This window comes from Allorhizobium pseudoryzae (assembly GCF_011046245.1).
Classification (GTDB): Bacteria; Pseudomonadota; Alphaproteobacteria; order Rhizobiales; family Rhizobiaceae; genus Neorhizobium; species Neorhizobium pseudoryzae.
The window spans coordinates 758,009-774,446 of sequence record NZ_CP049244.1 but is presented as its reverse complement, the minus strand read 5'-3'; the positions used below and the strand labels follow the sequence as shown (position 1 = coordinate 774,446).

Here is a 16,438-nt window from a genome sequence, read left to right as displayed (position 1 = left end):
CTCATGCAAGCCCGTCCCGAACGCATCCTTCTTGCTCCAGGCCTCGACATCAGCCGCCTCGTCTGCGGTCTCTGGCAGGTGGCAGATATCGAGAAGGATGGCACGACCATCGATCCCGAACAGGGCGCCGATGCCTTGGAGGCCTATGTCCGCGCCGGTTTCGACACCTTTGACATGGCAGACCATTACGGGTCCGCGGAAATCATCACCGGCCATCTGCTGAAGCGTTTTCCGAATGGTGGCGTGAAGCCCCGCGCCTTCACCAAATGGTGCCCGGAGCCGGGACCGATGACGCGGGACGTGGTTCGTAGGGGCGTGGAAGAGCGGCTGACGCGCCTGGGGGTCGACAGGATCGACCTCCTGCAGTTCCACTGGTGGACCTTCGAACATCCGGCGTGGCTGGATGCCCTGCATGAGATGCAGGCGATGAAAGAGGAAGGGCTGATCGGCGCGCTCGGCTTCACCAATGTCGATGCGGCGCACTTGGCGCTCGCGCTTTCCGATGGCATCGAGATTGCCAGCAACCAGGTGTGCTTCTCGCTGATCGACCGTCGCGCCGCCGGAGCCTTGTCCGATCTTTGCGCCCGCAGCGGCGTGAAACTGCTCGCTTACGGCACGCTCTGCGGCGGCTTCCTGTCGGAGAAGTGGCTGGGACAGCCGGAGCCCGCCGCCATTCCGGACTGGAGCCGCTCCAAATACAAACGCTTCATCGATACGGCGGGCGGCTGGGAGCCTTATCAGGCCATTCTGCACGCTGCCTCGCGTATTGCGAAGAAGCATGGCGTTTCGCTGTCGAATGTTGCCAGCCGCTGGGTGCTGGAGCATCAGGCGGTGGCCGCCACCATCATCGGCGCGCGGCTGGGCGAAAGCGAACACCGCGACGACAACCTGAACGTCTTCCGTTTTCAACTGGATGCCGAGGACCATGCCCAGCTGGACGATGCCTTTGCCAGCACGCAGCCCATTCCCGGAGACTGCGGCGACGAATATCGCAAGCCACCCTTCCTGACCGCGTCCGGCGATCTCAGCCACCACCTCGATGCCATCCCGTCGGTTTACACGGCAGAACCAATGCCTGGACGCCCGGGCCGGCTGCGCGTCTCCTCCGGCAGCATCTGGGAACCGCTCGCCGGCTACAGCCGCGCGGTCCGCATCGGCAATCGCGTGCTCGTGTCCGGCACCACGGCGACCCACGGCACCGATCGCTGTGTGGCGCCCGGCAACGCCGGCGCCCAGGCGACCTATATCCTCGACAAGATCGCCGCCAGCTTGAGTCCTCTCGGAGCGAAGATGGAGGATGTGGTCCGCACGCGGATCTACCTGAAGGATGCGGCAAATTGGGAGCCGGTTTCGCGCGCGCATGGCCGCGTCTTCGGAGAGATCCTGCCTGCCAATACGCTGATCGAGGCCGGCAACCTGATCGGCGACTATGAGGTGGAGATCGAGGCGGAAGCAATCGTGGAGGATTGAGGGCCTGGAAAGCCTGGACGCTTCTGCAAGCGGCGACACCGCCCCATTATCAAGATCGAAGGCGGTGGACGGTTGTCTGCGAAACCTTGCTCCGGATCCTCCGATCTCCTAGTAACCGATGCACAGGCGTCGGGCGTCGTTTCGCCCACACGCGTCGACACCGTCGGCGGACAGCATGATCCAGGATATGCCGTGACCACACCCAACGAGATTCCCGCCATCGGGATCGCCTTGCGCATCTTGTCCGGCCTGCTCTTCGGAGCGATGGCGATTTGCATCAAGGCCGTTGCGGATCAGGTTCCGCTGGGCCAACTCGTCTTCTTCCGGTCAGCCTTCGCACTCCTTCCCCTGATGGCCTTCCTCTGGTTCAGAGGCGAGTTTCCCGCAGGTCTGGCGACCCGAAGACCGCTCGGCCACCTGTTGAGGTCGAGCCTCGGTGCGGCTGCGATGTTTGCCTCCTTTGCTTCGATCGCGCGGCTGCCGCTCGCAGAAGCCACCCTGCTGACCTATCTGTCGCCGACATTCACGAGCCTCGCCAGTATCGTCCTGCTTTCCGAGCGCGCGACAATCTGGCGGATCGGCGGCGTCGTGCTGGGTTTGGCAGGCGTGACGACGCTGGTCTGGCCGGAGCTTGGACACCTCGACATGCAGGGCCCGCGGCTCTGGGGATATGTCTTCGGCCTTCTGATGGGCATCCTGACAGCCTTCGCCCTGATCATGGTGCGTAAGCTGAGCCGCACGGAAAATCCGGGAGCGATCGCATTCTATTTCATCATCACCTCGATGCTCGGCAGTCTTCTGACGATCCCGTTCGGATGGGTCGGGCTCGACATGACAATGCTCGCGATCCTTTCCCTCGCAGGTCTGTTCGGAGGGTTTGCGCAAATCACGATGACGCTTGCCTTCCGGCATGCCGAAGCCTCCCTGCTCGCCCCCTTCGAATATCTGGCCATCCTCTGGCCGGTTCTCGCCGACGTTCTGCTCTTCCATGCGCCGCTTTCGCTCGCCTTCCTGTCGGCTCTGCCGCTGGTCCTCGGAGGGGCCGCTCTCGCCGCGATGGATGGACGGCGGAAAAACAGAGTGCCTGCGCAGGCGTGACCGATCCTGCACCAGTCGCGGGAAACGGGCATAATCCGCGCGGCCGAGACGGCGGAACTCGTCAGACCTGACCGACGCTCGGCCCCATCGCCGCGGTTGGCCCGGCTACAAAATCGATGCACTCGCGCTTCGACTGGAGCACGGTTGTGACAGAAAGACCGTCAGAGCGCAGAAAGACGGCCGGAACGCCCTCCACAAAACTGTCATGAATGCCGATCTTGCCAGGAAGAACAACAGGATAAGTGCCTTTATATTTCTGACACGAAACCGACATCCAGGCTTAACACTGGAGATCTAGGGCTAAATCCCGACGTCGATGTTGAGACGAAGGGACGGCCATGCATCTGAGGCTTGATAAACTCACACGCCAGTTCGGCAGCAATACCGCCGTCGATTCCGTAACGATCGATATTCCCGCCGGCCAGATGGTCGGCGTCATCGGCCGGTCCGGTGCCGGCAAATCCACTCTGCTGCGGATGATCAACCGGCTGGCAGACCCGACGTCGGGCAGCATCCGGTTTGGCGAGGCGGAAGTATCGTCCCTGCGTGGTCAGGCCTTGCGCAATTGGCAGCGCGACTGCGCGATGATCTTCCAGCAGTTCAACCTGGTGCCGCGCCTCGACGTTTTGACCAATGTGCTGCTTGGCCGTCTCAACCACCGTTCGACGGTGATGAGCATCATCAACATCTTCAGCCGCGAAGAGCGCCTGATGGCGATCGCCGCACTGGAGCGGCTCGGCATCGAACAGACGGCGCTGCAGGCGGCCGGCACGCTCTCTGGCGGCCAGCAGCAGCGCGTGGCAATCGCCCGTGCGCTCATGCAGTCTCCGAAGATGGTGCTGGCCGACGAGCCGATCGCCTCGCTCGATCCGCTGAACGCCAAGATCGTCATGGATGCCCTGCGCAGCATCAACGAGAACGACGGAATTACCGTCGTCACCAATCTCCACACGCTGGATACCGCCCGCAACTACTGCGAACGCATCATCGGCATGGCCAAGGGCCGCGTCGTGTTCGACGGCAAGCCGAGCGACCTGACGGCCGATGCGGTCCAGGAAATCTATGGCTCCGACCGCGATGGCGCCGGCATAGACGAGACGATGACATCGACCAGCATCACCCTTTCCGGCACCGCCCAGGCAAACGGCCAGGCCAGTGCCCAGACATCCGCGCCCTTACGCCCCCTCAGCGTCGCTGAAGCGTAGACCGCATCGATCGCCAGCCCGCGTCAAAGGCAGGACGTTCACGACCATTGGCTCTGACAGGAGACGAACTCATGTTGAAGAAGACCCTTCTTGCCGCCGTAGCGCTTGTCTCGCTCGCCGGCATTGCTCATGCCCAGGATCTCAAGGAATTCCGCATCGGCATTCTCGGCGGCGAGAACGAGGCTGACCGCCTGCGCAACTTCGCCTGCCTTCAGGAGCATCTGAAGACCGAACTCGGCGTGGAAAAGGTCTCGCTTTTCCCGGCTGCCGATTATGACGGCGTCATCCAGGGCCTGCTCGGGGGCACGCTCGACTACGCCGAGCTTGGTGCGTCCGGTTACGCCAAGATCTACCTCGCCAACCCGAAGGCCGTCGAGCCGATCCTGACCACCGTACAGACCGACGGTTCGATGGGTTATCATTCGGTCATGGTGGCCCGCAAGGATTCCGGCATCAAGTCGCTCGCCGACATGAAGGGCAAGAAGCTCGGCTTTGCCGACCCGGATTCGACCTCCGGTTACCTGATCCCGACGGTCACCCTGCCGGAAGCCATCGGCGGCGCCTCGATCAAGGAATATTTCGGCTCGACCGGCTTCGGCGGCGGCCACGAAAACCTCGTGCTCGAAGTGCTGAAGGGCAATTTCGATGCCGGCACGACCTGGGGTTCGGGCGTTGGCAACTTCAAGGACGGCTACACCTCCGGCAATCTGAAGAAGATGGTCGACAAGGGCATCCTCAACATGGACGACCTCGTCGAGCTGTGGAAGTCGCCGCTGATCCCGAACGGGCCGATCGTCGTGCGTACCACGATGAACGATGCCATGAAGACCAAGTTCAAGACCTTCATGATGGGCCTGCCGAAGACGGACGCCAAGTGCTTCTCCGCCATCCAGGGCGGCGACTTCAAGGGATATGCCGAAGTCAACGTCGATTTCTACAAGCCGATCATCGACGCCCGCAAGGCAACCATCGGCGGCTGATCCGCGCTGTGTCTTGACCCTTGGATCGCCGGCCCTCGCGGACCGGCGATCCTCGTTTCAGTCGGCTCATGAACGAGCCCTCTCCCTTCGAGGACTGTCCGGCAATGGCCTCCACACAGAACCCCACCGCAAATGGCATCAGCCTTGGCACAAAACTCGGCGACCGCGGCATGGCGATCGAGCGGCACTGGCAGGAGCTTGCAACACAGCGACGCTTCTATACGGCCATCGGCCTCGTCGTGCTGCTTCTCGCCCTTGCCGGGTCGCTGTGGTTCGCCAATGACAGCAATTCCGGCAAGTTCTTTGATCGCCTGCCGCATCTGTTCGATTTCATCGAGGACCTGTTGCCGCGTGATGCAACGGAGATCTGGCGGGCGCTCTTCGACCTCCCCTCCCCCTATTTCGACGGTAGCCTGAAATACGATTATCCCGAGGGCCGCTACTACATCACCGACAGCCTCTACATTCCCGAATATTTCTACAAGATGGTCGAGACGCTGAACATCGCGGTCGTCTCCACCATCATCGGCTTCCTGTTCGGGGCAATCCTGTCGTTTTTTGCCGCCCGTAACATGGTGAAAAGCCCCTGGCTGCGCGGCCCCGTGCGGCGGTTCATGGAAGTGCTGCGGGCCTTTCCGGAAATCGTGCTGGCTGGTTTTTTCCTGGCGATCCTGTCGCTCGGCCCGATTCCGGCTATCATCGCGGTGACGATCCACACCATCGGTGCGCTTGGCAAACTCTTCTTCGAGGTGATCGAGAATGCCGACATGCGCCCCGACGAAGGCCTGCGGGCCGTCGGCGCCAGTTGGATCGAGCGCGTCTGGTTCGCCATGGTGCCGCAGGTGATGCCGAACTTCATCAGCTATTTCCTGCTGCGCCTGGAGATCAACGTCCGTGCCTCGACGATCATCGGTGCCGTCGGCGGCGGCGGCATCGGCGAGCAGCTGCGTCTGTCGATCAGCCGCGGGCACGAAGCAAAGACGCTGGCGATCGTGTTGCTTCTATTCATCACCATCATTGCGGTCGATCAGCTGTCGGCCTGGTTGAGGCGCAAACTGGTGGGCGAACAGGCCTTCCAGGCCGTCATCTGAGGAGGCAAGTCCATGCACACCCTGACCGCCGCAGACCTCGACGCTATCGCCGCCCGCCACCCGTCCCTGCTCGTGCCATCGTTCTGGAGCCGCTTCCGGATCCCGCTGATTGGCGCATGCACCATCCTCTACATGATCTTCTGCTGGTGGTTCTTTGCCGTCGGCCATGTGATGTCCTCGGCCAATTGGGGCATTGCCGGCAATTATCTTGCAGACTGGGTTTCCTACGAGATCCGGCCGGACATCGACATTGCCAAGGATGGCGCAATGCAGATCACCTATTCGCGCTTCGACCCGATCGGCCCCAATCCGCATCCGGACTGGATCGATGCCAAGCGCGAGACGATCACGCGGACGGTACCGCAGGCGACGGCACCGGCTGAGACGCCGGCCGCCAAACCTGCCTCGAGTTTCAGCTTCATGGTGCAGCCGGCACCGCAGGCGGGAACAGACGCACCTACCGAACCGACAGGCCCCAGAACCGCGACCGAAGAGGTGATTGTCGATGCAAAGGTCACCCTTGGCCGCGCCGCAAGTCTCGACGTGCGCCCCGACCGCGTCCTTCTGGTCCGCAACAGTGAAACGGTGACACTCCATCTCGATCGGTCGCGCGAGACCGTGACGATCGACGGCAGCAAGCCCGACTGGGTGGAACAACGCACCGAAGGCGGTCGCGTGATTGCCTATTTCGGCTGGGCTGGCTGGGTGGATATCAGTTCCGATCGCGTGCGCATCCGCAACCGCTTCTTCGGCTGGGCCAACTTCATCTTCGACACCAACTCGGCCTTCTTCGGCATGTCCGCCGGCCAGGTGATGAACACGATCACCTCGGGTGAGCGCATCGATCCGTCGATGAGCAACCTGTCCCTTGCCTGGAACGATTTCCTCTACAATCCCTCCTGGCAGCATCTGGATGTCTGGACGAAGCTGCTGCAGACGATCGTCATGGCTTTCGTCGGCACGCTGTTTGCCATGGTCGTCTCGTTCCCGCTGTCTTTCCTGGCGGCCCGCAACATCACCCGCAACCGCCCGGTCAACCAGATCGTCAAGCGATTCTTCGACTTCCAGCGCTCCGTCGATATGCTGATCTGGGCGCTGTTCTTCACCCGCGCCTTCGGACCTGGGCCGCTCGCCGGCATTTCCGCCATCTTCTTCACCGACACGGGCACGCTCGGGAAGCTCTATGCCGAAGCCCTGGAGAACATCGATGACAAGCAGCGCGAGGGCGTGAAATCCGTCGGCGCGGCACCAATCGCGGTGCAGCGCTTCGGCGTGCTGCCGCAGGTTCTGCCTGTCTTTGCTTCGCAGGCGCTGTATTTCTGGGAATCGAACACCCGCTCCGCCACCATCATCGGTGCCGTCGGTGCCGGCGGCATCGGGCTCAAGCTGTGGGAGGCGATGCGCACAAATTCGAACTGGGAAAACGTCGCCTATATGGTCATTCTCATCCTTCTCGTCGTGTTTGTCTTCGACGCTATCTCCAACGCGCTACGCAGCCGTCTGATCGGCCAGCGGCAGCATTGACATCTGTCCCTGACGGATCGATCCGTCAGGGATCCTTTCGATTTTCGGCCCGGTGCTTTGGGGCCCTGCAAGCGGTTCAATCAATATGCCTGACATCACTCTCTCCAATGCCCGGATCGTCCTGCAGGACGAGATCATCCACGGCAGCGTCAAAATCGAAAACGGGCTGATTGCCGATATCAGCGAGGGCGGCAGCCGCATCGGCGAGGATGTGGAGGGTGACTACCTGATTGCGGGTCTCGTGGAACTGCACACCGACCACCTGGAGACCCACTATTCGCCGCGTCCCGGCGTGCGTTGGCACACGATCTCCGCCATTCAGGCGCACGACGCCCAGGTGGCGACCTCCGGCATCACCACCGTGTTCGACTGCCTGCGCATGGGATCGGACGAGGATGGCGGCTTCCAGAAGGGGGAGATGCGGGCGATGGCCGATGCCATCGAGACCGCCCAGAATGAGGACCGCCTGCGCGCCGAACACCTGCTGCACCTGCGCTGCGAAGTCTCGTCCGCCGACGTGCTGGAGCATTTCTCCGATTTCGAGACCGATCCGCGTGTGCGGCTGGTTTCCCTGATGGACCACGCGCCCGGCCAGCGTCAGTTTCAGACAATGGATCAATATACACTCTACTACAAGACCAAGCGCGGCCTGTCCGAGGAAGCTTTCGCCCATTTCGTCGCCCGCCGGCGGGAGGCCTCCGCGCTGTACGCCGCACCGCACCGCGATGCGCTGGCGCGCGTCTGTCATGCACGCGGCATCACCATCGCCAGCCACGACGATGCGACGCTCGAGCACGTGGACGAGGCGATCGGTTACGGCATCCGCCTTGCCGAATTTCCGACCAGCCTTGATGCGGCAGACGCCTCGCACAAGGCCGGCATGAGCGTTCTGATGGGCGCGCCGAACGTGGTGCGCGGCAAATCCCACTCGGGCAATATCGCCGCCCGTGATCTCGCGGAGCGCGGCGTACTCGATGTCCTCTCCTCGGACTACGTGCCGCTCAGCCTGCTGCACGCGCCCTTCGTGCTCGCCGACGAGATCGAGGGCATGTCGTTGCCGCAGGCGCTGGCCATGGTAACATCGACCCCGGCCCGCACGGTCAGCCTGGATGATCGTGGTCGTATCGCCGAAGGCTTGCGGGCCGATCTGGTGCGCGTGCGCCGGGTTGAGGGTGTGCCGGTGGTGCGGTCGGTCTGGCGCCAGGGGCGCAGGGTGGCGTGATGGCGGATTCGACATCCAGACCGGCCCTGACTCCAATCGGCACGATGGTCGTTGTCGTCGGCCCAAGCGGTGCCGGCAAGGATACGCTGATCGACTATATCCGCAGGGCTCTCAGCGACCGGACGGATGTGCATTTTGTCCAGCGGACGATCACACGACCGGCGGAAGCCGGTGGCGAGGACCATGTTCCGGCCACGGAGGCGGAGTTTCTGGCTCTGCGCTCCGCCGGTCACTTCTGCGTCGATTGGCCAGCACATGGGTTACTGTACGGAATTCCAACCGCCGTCTGTGATGTGCTGCAGCGCGGCGGTCTGGCGATTGCCAATGGCTCCCGCTCGGCGCTGCCGCATTTCGCGGCCGCCTTCCCGAAGCTGCTGGTTGTCAACATCGTGGCGACACCGGATGTCCTGGCGGAGCGGCTGAAGGCCAGAGGCCGGGAAACCGAAACGGACATTGCAGCCCGCCTGCGCCGTAGCGAGGAGTTCACCATTCCATCGAGCTATGCCTGCGTGACGATCGACAACAGTGGCGACCTCACGGACGCCGGTGATGCGCTTCTCTCGGTGCTGACGGGTTTGTCCCGCAAGGAGGAGGCGGCAAGCTAACGCCGGATCCGATGGCAGTATGCCGCACGTCGCAGAGAATCGGCAGCGTCCTGTTTACCGCGATTCGGGCGGGGAATTGGGTGAAGAGACAGGCTTTCGCTCGTCCCGTTATCCGATCGCGTCCACCGCAAGCAGGATTCACAAGGGGCTCGCGTCTATTCTGGGCCTTCTTTTCGGTCCTCAAGGCTCTGAAAAGGAAGCGGAATAGCCCGAATCGGTCGGCCTGAACCGGTTTTGCGTTAACCATTGATTAACCAACAAGCATTTGACGGCACAATGGAATCGGGTAATTTTGCGCCGACGGTAATTTGACAATCATCTCCGAAAAACCGTCGCGAGAGAAACCCGATGAACATGCGGCCAAAACCGATGAGCGAATCTTCCGCTGCCAAGATTGGCAGGCAATCTCAGTTGCTGTCTGCCCAGCTCCAGTCTCTGCGCGAGCGGCTCTACGAACCGGACGCGCGCAAGACGCTGAAGACCTTCACATCGCGCGAGGCTGCCGGGCTTCTCGGCATCGCCGAGTCCACCCTGCGGCAAATGTCGCTGGATGGCGAAGGGGTTATTCCGGACCGTCAGGATAACGGGCGGCGTATCTATACGCTCGACCAGATCAACGAGATCCGCCACCATCTGGCAAAAAAGCGTCCGGCGGAAGCGCTGGATTTCCTGCCGCGTCGCCGTGAAGGCGACAAGCTTCAGGTCATTGCGGTTGCCAACTTCAAGGGCGGCTCCGCCAAGACCACGACCACCATTCATCTGGCGCATTATCTTGCCATTTCGGGGCTGCGCGTTCTGGCGCTCGATCTCGATCCGCAGGCGTCTCTTTCGGCGATGTTCGGGTACCAGCCGGAATTTGACGTGGACGAGAACGAGACCGTTTACGCAGCGATCCGGTATGACGACCGTCGCCGCCCCATTCGGGAAGTGATCCGGAAAACCTATTTCGCCGGCATCGACCTGATTCCGGCCAATCTTGAGCTGATGGAATATGAGCACGAAACCCCGCAGGCGATTGCCGAGGGTTATGGTCGCGGTGACGAGATCTTCTTCCGCCGCCTGGCGTCGGTGATCAATGAGGTCGAGGCCGATTACGATGTCGTGCTGATCGATGCCCCGCCGCAGCTCGGTTATCTTACGCTTGGCGCCCTTTGTGCGGCAACCGGGCTGCTGATCACCATCCACCCGGCAATGATCGATGTTGCCAGCATGAACCAGTTCCTCGCCATGATGAGCGATCTGATGCACGTCATCGAGGAACGCGGTGGTGTTCTGCAGCACGATTTCATCCGCTACGTGATCACCCGCCACAATCCCAATGACGGACCGCAGGTGAATGTGGTGACGCTGCTGCGCTCGCTGTTTAAGGACGATGTGCTGGCGCCCGCCGTCGTCGAGACCACCGCAATCGCGAGCGCAGGCCTCGAAAAGAAAAGCCTCTATGAGATGACACGCGGCAGCGTCGGTCGCGACACGCTCAACCGGGCACTGGAATCGGTTGATTCCGTCAACAACGACATTCTGCAATTGGTGAAACACTGCTGGGGTCGCAAATGACCAATCCGCGCGACAGAAATCAACGCATGAGAAGCCTGTTTGCCAACGTCAATCCCGACGATCTGGCGAAGCAGGCTGCCCCCCTTCCAAGCGACCTTGAAAAGCGCCGTGTCGGCTCGGTTGCCGTCAAATCCATGGACCGCGCCTTCGTCTCTATCGAAGAAGAGAACAAGCGGCTGCATGAGCAACTGGTCGGAGCGGAAGCGATCGTTGAACTCGATCCGGAGAAGATCGAGCCATCCTTCGTGCGCGACCGCCTGGAGATCGAGGAAAACGAGAACTTCGCGGCCTTCGTGGAAGGCATCCGCGAAAACGGGCAGCGTCTGCCCATTCTTGTGCGTCCCCTCCCCCACCGCCCGGGCCACTATCAGGTTGCCTACGGTCATCGCCGTCTGCGCGCCTGCCAGATCCTGAAGCGACCGGTCAAGGCGCTGGTTCGCGAACTGACGGATGAAGAACTCGTCATCTCGCAAGGCATCGAGAATGCCGAGCGATTGAACCTCAGCTTCATCGAACAGGCCTTTTTTGCGCTGACCCTGAAGGATCAGGGCTATTCGCGGGAAACGATTTCCGAAGCCCTGGGGCGCAAGGAGAAGAAGGGCATCGCCTATATTTCGCACCTGACAAACGTCGCCTCGGCGGTGCCGGAGGATCTGGTGCGTGCGATCGGCCCTGCCCCGGCGGTTGGGCGACCCAAATGGGAAAAGCTCGGTCTATTGATTTCCGACCGGCGGCTGAACAAGGCACAGCTCGACCGCATCAATGGTGTGAAATCCGCTTCGGCCTGGCAGAACGCCAATAGCGACCAGCGTTTTGATCTCGTCCTCAAGGCCCTGCAGACACCGGATGCGCCCAAGACCGAGGCGACCGAAGTCGCATTGGGCCACGGTGCCGTGGCAACGGTGCAGTTCTCTGCCCGGGCCACGAAGGTCACCATTCCAGAATCCGCCATTCCGGGTCTCTCCGAATGGCTTGTAGCGCGTCTACCGGAACTTGCAGCGGAATACCGCCGCCAGACACATGGGGCTGATCGATGAGCTAACACGCATATGAAAAAGGGTCTGCCGACGGCAATCGACAGACCCTGATCCATTGTCAACGGAACGAACCGTCAACGTCATTTGTAGCAATCTGATTCTAGGACGGTCGGGGTTCACAATCAAGTCTCTGATTCTTCGGAGAGCGCTTTTTTGTGCCCATCTGCTGGCTTCCCCAAAATAATGCGATTGGGAACGTGGTCTTGACGACCGCGTCGCTGTCCTATGACCTTTCAAACCACGGTGTCGTCGTTTCGACGGATCACACCGGCTATTGTTGCGAGCGCCAGATTGGCCCTCTCCGACGACCTGCCCGACACGACCAAGGGCGAAGTGGCGCTTCTCCTGAAGAAGGCCGCACCGTCGCTTGGTATTCATGGCACGGCCTATCATGTGATGGATATCCTGCTGGGTCTCTCCCGCGTCGAGGACTGGGCCGGTGACAGCCGTCCGGTGGTCGCCATTTCCAATGCGAAGCTTGCTGAATATACGCAGCGTTCCGAGCGGACCGTCATGCGTTGCATCCGCAAGCTCGTCGAAGTGGGGATCGCCGCCTACAGGGACAGCGCATCAGGCCGCCGCTTCGTTCAGCGGGATCGCGAAGGCATGATCACTGTCGGTTACGGTATCGATTTCACGCCCGCCCGTGCCCGCCTCGCGGAGCTCAAGGCCCGTGTGCAGCAGTATCAGGAGCGTCTCGCCGCCGAGCTTGCAGCGCGCCGCGAAATTTCCCGTTTGTCGCGGGCGCTTACCGACCTCTGCCTTGCTTTTCCGGCTCACGCTAAGGAATGGCAGGAAAAGCTCCAGGACAGCCAGGAAACGCGTGATGTTGTGGAAAAGGCGGAAGACCTCCGCGCGCTTTATGGCGCTGCGATCGAAACCGTTCAGCCGACTTTATATGGCTCAATGACGGGCGAGGGTGACATTGCTGTCACGCCATATACTGATACAAATCATAAAATCATTTTAGAGAGTAGCGATTACCTCGATCCGGCGTCGGCGGATGTTGCACGGGCTGATGAAGGGGCAAGAGACCTGCCGCAAGGCGAGCGACGCGCGTTTGATCAAGCCATAGCGCCCGTCAAGACATCGTTGGCGACGGGGCATGGCGATCCGGTCCACATCGATGTGCTCTCGCCAGTATCCATCGATCTGGTCCACCGGGCATGCCGGGAGGTGCAGTCCCTCATCGGCACGCCCCTGTCATCCTGGTCGGAACTGCGACGGCAGGAGACACTGCTGTGCCGGATGGTGGCAATTTCCGACAGATCACTGGAACGTGGACGACAAAAGGTCGGACCGCACGCCGCTGCCGCGATCCTGGCGACCGTCGTTGAGAAAGCAGCGCGCGATCCCGATGATATTCTGAAACCCGAGGCGTATTTCCTGGCGATGCTGGACCGTGCTGTCGAAGGCCGACTGCATCTCGATCGTAGTCTTCATGGTCTGGCGTCTGCCTCGGGCCGTCAGCCGGCGAGGGCGTTACAACTGTAACCCTCTCGCGACGCGACACACGCGACCATTTCGGAACGGATCTATTGCTGGCGAAGTTACAACTGTAACTCCGAGCACGAAGGCTATTGCCGCGGGGCGCCATTCAAAGGCTGGCGGACGCAATCGTGTTGTTGGCAAGTACTGGAAATCCGGGAAGAAATGCCGGGAAAGGGTGAAGGAAAATGCCCTCTGAGTGTCATCAGACCATAATAGCCGATGACGGCATCGCTGGATTGTGCTATAGAATAGGCTCTGTGAACGGGCCGGCTGACTGCCGTCGCTCCATCTCGAGACAGGCCTCGAAAGCCGGCAAAAAACTTCCCCAAGCCTTGTAAAACATTCATACCATGTGGCGGACGCTAATGCGCCGCTAGTGTCCTTATCATGAATCAGCTATTGATTCACCAATGACTTACAATCTCGATCGTCTTCCCCTGCAGACACTCCTCTCACCGCTCTCGCGGGCAGAGGCAGCGATTATTCGGCTCGATGAGCGGCTGGCCAATTCCCCGGTGGGAGAGGGCTTTCTCCAGAGAAGTCATTTTTCGGACGCCTGCGCCTCGCTCTGGGTGGACGGAGATCTGGCACATCTGGAGGATCTCGTTCTGCACGATGCAGGACACGATATCCGGGCTCCTTCGCATGAACTGACCATTGCCCGCGAAGTGCTGCGCACCCGCCGACGCATCGCCTCGCATCCGCCTGACTGGGCATTGACACCGGCAGGCCTGCGGACGCTCAAGGGCGGAGAGGGACGTGCCGAGGACCCATCGCTGGAAACAAAGGGATTGAGCGAAGCGCCCCGAGAATTCGTCGAAGCCCGGGAGGAGCCGGACGACCTACAGGATGATCCGCTCGCAAAAGAGCTGGCCGCGATGGACGCCCTGCTTGCCCGGTCGGAAACGGTGATGGCCGCGGCGCGTCAGCATGGCCGTCGGTATGACGAGGAGAAAGCGTCGCTGGTTTACGATCCCGAGTGGGACGAAGAGCAGCGGATGGACGAATGGCTGGCGGTCGTCAATGGCGTCGAAGATTACCCGCCGGTTCTCCAGGCTATCCTTCTGCTCGATGCCTGGAACGAGATCGGCGTCCTTCAGCATGCGCCCTGGCTGGGGCGTCTGTTGTTCGGTGCCTGTCTTCGCCAATGTGGGGTCACCACCGGCAGCCATCTGACCACGTTCAATCTGGGCCTGAAGGCGGTGGCCGTGGAACGACGCAGGCATCGGCAGCGCGATGTCCGCCTGATGGCCATGCTGCAGGGACTGATCCTGACCGGCGAGCAGGGCCTGAAGGATCACGACCGTCTGCTGCTGGCGCGGGAGTTGATGGAGCGGCGGCTTGTCGGGAGGCGCACCACATCGCGTTTGCCGGAACTCGTCGATCTAGTGATGGCACGGCCGCTTGTGTCCACGGGCATGGTGGCGGAAACGCTGAACGTGACGCCGCGGGCCGCTTTGCGGATCGTCGAGGAACTTGGGTTGCGGGAGTTGACGGGCAGGGGGCGTTACCGCGCCTGGGGCGTTCTCTAGACGCTGCTCAGCAGAAGGCTGGTCTCGCTATTGGACACGCCTTCGATCATCCGGATATCGCGCAGCACCCGGTCGAACTCGCCGAGACTATCGGTACGGATATGGGCAATCAGATCCCAGTTGCCGTTGGTTGTGTGCAGCGTGTGAATTTCCGGCATGCCACGCAGTTTGCGAATAACGCGATCGGTCGATTTGCCGACCACCTCGATCATCGTGATCGCACTGACGCTGTCCTCGTCGAGATCCGCTCGCACGCGCACGGTAAAGCCGATCAGGATGCCGGTGTCCATCAGCCGGTCCAGACGGTTCTGAACGGTGCCACGCGCCACGCCGAGGACATCTGACAGCTTGGAGAGCGAGGCACGCCCATCGATGCGCAGATGCGCGATGATGCGTCTGTCCAGGTCGTCCGGTCTGTAGAGGCTGCTTTCGGTCACTGTCATGTCGTCAATCCGCCCAATCCCGTTGTACATTCTGCCCAAGTTCCCGGCGGAAACAACACAGAATCGGGGCTTCATAGCATGCGGCAGGACGGTTAGGCTCGTCGTTCCAGGAATGAGGAGATCCCCGTGCTGCACCCCCCGTCATCCAAGGCGCTTGTCCCGTTTGTCAGTGTCGAAAACATGATGCGGCTCGTCCATCACATCGGCGTGGAGCGCATGCTGGTGGAACTGGCCGACGAAATCGAAGCCGATTTTCGCCGCTGGGAGATTTTTGACAAGACGCCGCGGGTCGGCTCCCATTCCCGCGATGGGGTCATCGAACTGATGCCGACCTCCGATGGCGAGGTCTACAGTTTCAAATACGTCAACGGTCATCCGAAAAATCTGACGAAGGGCCTTCAGACGGTGACCGCATTCGGGTTGCTGGCGGATGTCGCGACCGGCTACCCCGTGCTGCTGACGGAAATGACGCTTCTGACGGCGCTTCGCACGGCCGCAACCTCGGCGATGGCGGCGCGGCATCTGGCGCCGAAGGGCGCGCGCACCATGGCGATCATCGGCAACGGTGCACAATCGGAATTCCAGGCACTGGCCATGAAGGCCGTTCTCGGTATCACGCATATCCGGCTTTACGACATCGACAGCCGCGCGACGGAGAAAGCCTGCCGCAACCTTACGGGCTCAGGTCTGCACCTCACGCCCTGCCGCTCGGCTGAAAGCGCAATCGAGGGTGCGGACATCATCACGACCTCCACCGCCGACAAACAGTACGCGACGATCCTGACCGACAACATGATCGGTGCCGGCGTGCACATCAACGCGATCGGCGGGGATTGCCCCGGCAAGACGGAATTGCATCCGGGCATCCTGGAGCGTGCCGACACCTTTGTCGAATATCCGCCGCAGACCTGGGTCGAGGGCGAGATCCAGCAGATGCCGAAGACCTATCCGATCACGGAACTTTGGAAGGTGGTGACCGGTACCGCCGAAGGGCGCAGGGACGAACGGCAGATCACGCTGTTCGACAGCGTCGGTTTCGCGATCGAGGATTTTTCCGCTCTGCGTTACGTGCGGGCGCGCGTTGCCGGCACGGATCTCTTCCAGTGGCTGGATATCATTGCCGATCCGGACGATTCGCGCGATCTCTTTGGCATGCTGCTCCGGGCAAAGCCCTGAGCCCGGC

Annotated in this window: 14 protein-coding genes; 13 read left to right on the top strand and 1 reads right to left on the bottom strand. The window is 61.4% G+C overall.

Features of this window, described 5'->3' with window-relative positions; genetic code table 11:
* Window positions 1–3: 3 nt before the first annotated feature.
* The 12 genes from G6N78_RS22455 to G6N78_RS22400 all read left to right on the top strand — a co-directional run bounded on the left by G6N78_RS22455 (window position 4) and on the right by G6N78_RS22400 (window position 14,812).
* Window positions 4–1,470 (top strand): aldo/keto reductase, encoded by a 1,467-nt coding sequence (locus G6N78_RS22455; protein ID WP_165224152.1) that lies wholly within the window; start codon window positions 4–6, stop codon window positions 1,468–1,470.
* 192 nt (window positions 1,471–1,662) lie between these two features.
* Window positions 1,663–2,568 (top strand): DMT family transporter, encoded by a 906-nt coding sequence (locus G6N78_RS22450; RefSeq protein ID WP_165224149.1) that lies wholly within the window; start codon window positions 1,663–1,665, stop codon window positions 2,566–2,568.
* 338 nt (window positions 2,569–2,906) lie between these two features.
* Complete coding sequence (phnC, locus tag G6N78_RS22445) at window positions 2,907–3,773, top strand: phosphonate ABC transporter ATP-binding protein (RefSeq protein ID WP_165224146.1); 867 nt, start codon at window positions 2,907–2,909, stop codon at window positions 3,771–3,773.
* Window positions 3,774–3,844: 71 nt separating this feature from the next.
* Window positions 3,845–4,753, top strand: coding sequence for a phosphonate ABC transporter substrate-binding protein (phnD, locus tag G6N78_RS22440; RefSeq protein ID WP_165224143.1), 909 nt, complete (start codon window positions 3,845–3,847; stop codon window positions 4,751–4,753).
* A 170-nt stretch (window positions 4,754–4,923) separates the two neighbouring features.
* Window positions 4,924–5,844, top strand: a complete 921-nt coding sequence (phnE, locus tag G6N78_RS22435) for a phosphonate ABC transporter, permease protein PhnE (RefSeq protein WP_234906096.1) — start codon at window positions 4,924–4,926, stop codon at window positions 5,842–5,844.
* A 12-nt stretch (window positions 5,845–5,856) separates the two neighbouring features.
* A complete protein-coding gene (gene phnE, locus G6N78_RS22430; protein ID WP_165224139.1) occupies window positions 5,857–7,368 on the top strand; it encodes a phosphonate ABC transporter, permease protein PhnE in 1,512 nt (503 codons plus the stop codon).
* A gap of 85 nt (window positions 7,369–7,453) precedes the next feature.
* Entirely contained in the window at window positions 7,454–8,590 is a 1,137-nt protein-coding gene (locus tag G6N78_RS22425) for an alpha-D-ribose 1-methylphosphonate 5-triphosphate diphosphatase (RefSeq protein ID WP_165224137.1), read from the top strand.
* Window positions 8,590–9,195 carry a phosphonate metabolism protein/1,5-bisphosphokinase (PRPP-forming) PhnN gene (gene phnN, locus G6N78_RS22420; protein ID WP_234906018.1) on the top strand — a complete coding sequence of 202 codons (606 nt, stop codon included), beginning with the start codon at window positions 8,590–8,592 and terminating at the stop codon, window positions 9,193–9,195. The genes G6N78_RS22425 and phnN overlap by 1 nt, the downstream gene beginning before the upstream one ends.
* A gap of 369 nt (window positions 9,196–9,564) precedes the next feature.
* Window positions 9,565–10,752 (top strand): plasmid partitioning protein RepA, encoded by a 1,188-nt coding sequence (repA, locus tag G6N78_RS22415; protein WP_234906017.1) that lies wholly within the window; start codon window positions 9,565–9,567, stop codon window positions 10,750–10,752.
* Window positions 10,753–10,778: 26 nt separating this feature from the next.
* Window positions 10,779–11,789, top strand: a complete 1,011-nt coding sequence (gene repB / locus G6N78_RS22410) for a plasmid partitioning protein RepB (RefSeq protein WP_234906016.1) — start codon at window positions 10,779–10,781, stop codon at window positions 11,787–11,789.
* Window positions 11,790–12,014: 225 nt separating this feature from the next.
* Window positions 12,015–13,283 carry a plasmid replication protein RepC gene (repC, locus tag G6N78_RS22405; protein WP_165224133.1) on the top strand — a complete coding sequence of 423 codons (1,269 nt, stop codon included), beginning with the start codon at window positions 12,015–12,017 and terminating at the stop codon, window positions 13,281–13,283.
* Window positions 13,284–13,690: 407 nt separating this feature from the next.
* Window positions 13,691–14,812: an RHE_PE00001 family protein gene (locus G6N78_RS22400; protein ID WP_165224131.1), complete on the top strand. Its 1,122-nt coding sequence runs from the start codon at window positions 13,691–13,693 to the stop codon at window positions 14,810–14,812.
* Here the strand turns inward: G6N78_RS22400 and G6N78_RS22395 are convergent.
* Complete coding sequence (locus G6N78_RS22395; RefSeq protein WP_165224129.1) at window positions 14,809–15,255, bottom strand: Lrp/AsnC family transcriptional regulator; 447 nt, start codon at window positions 15,253–15,255, stop codon at window positions 14,809–14,811. The two genes, G6N78_RS22400 and G6N78_RS22395, sit on opposite strands and share 4 nt — an antisense overlap.
* 180 nt (window positions 15,256–15,435) lie before the next feature.
* On the opposite strand from G6N78_RS22395, the gene ocd reads away from it, so the two are divergent.
* Window positions 15,436–16,431, top strand: a complete 996-nt coding sequence (gene ocd, locus G6N78_RS22390; protein WP_234906095.1) for an ornithine cyclodeaminase — start codon at window positions 15,436–15,438, stop codon at window positions 16,429–16,431.
* The last annotated feature ends 7 nt before the right edge of the window (window positions 16,432–16,438 follow it).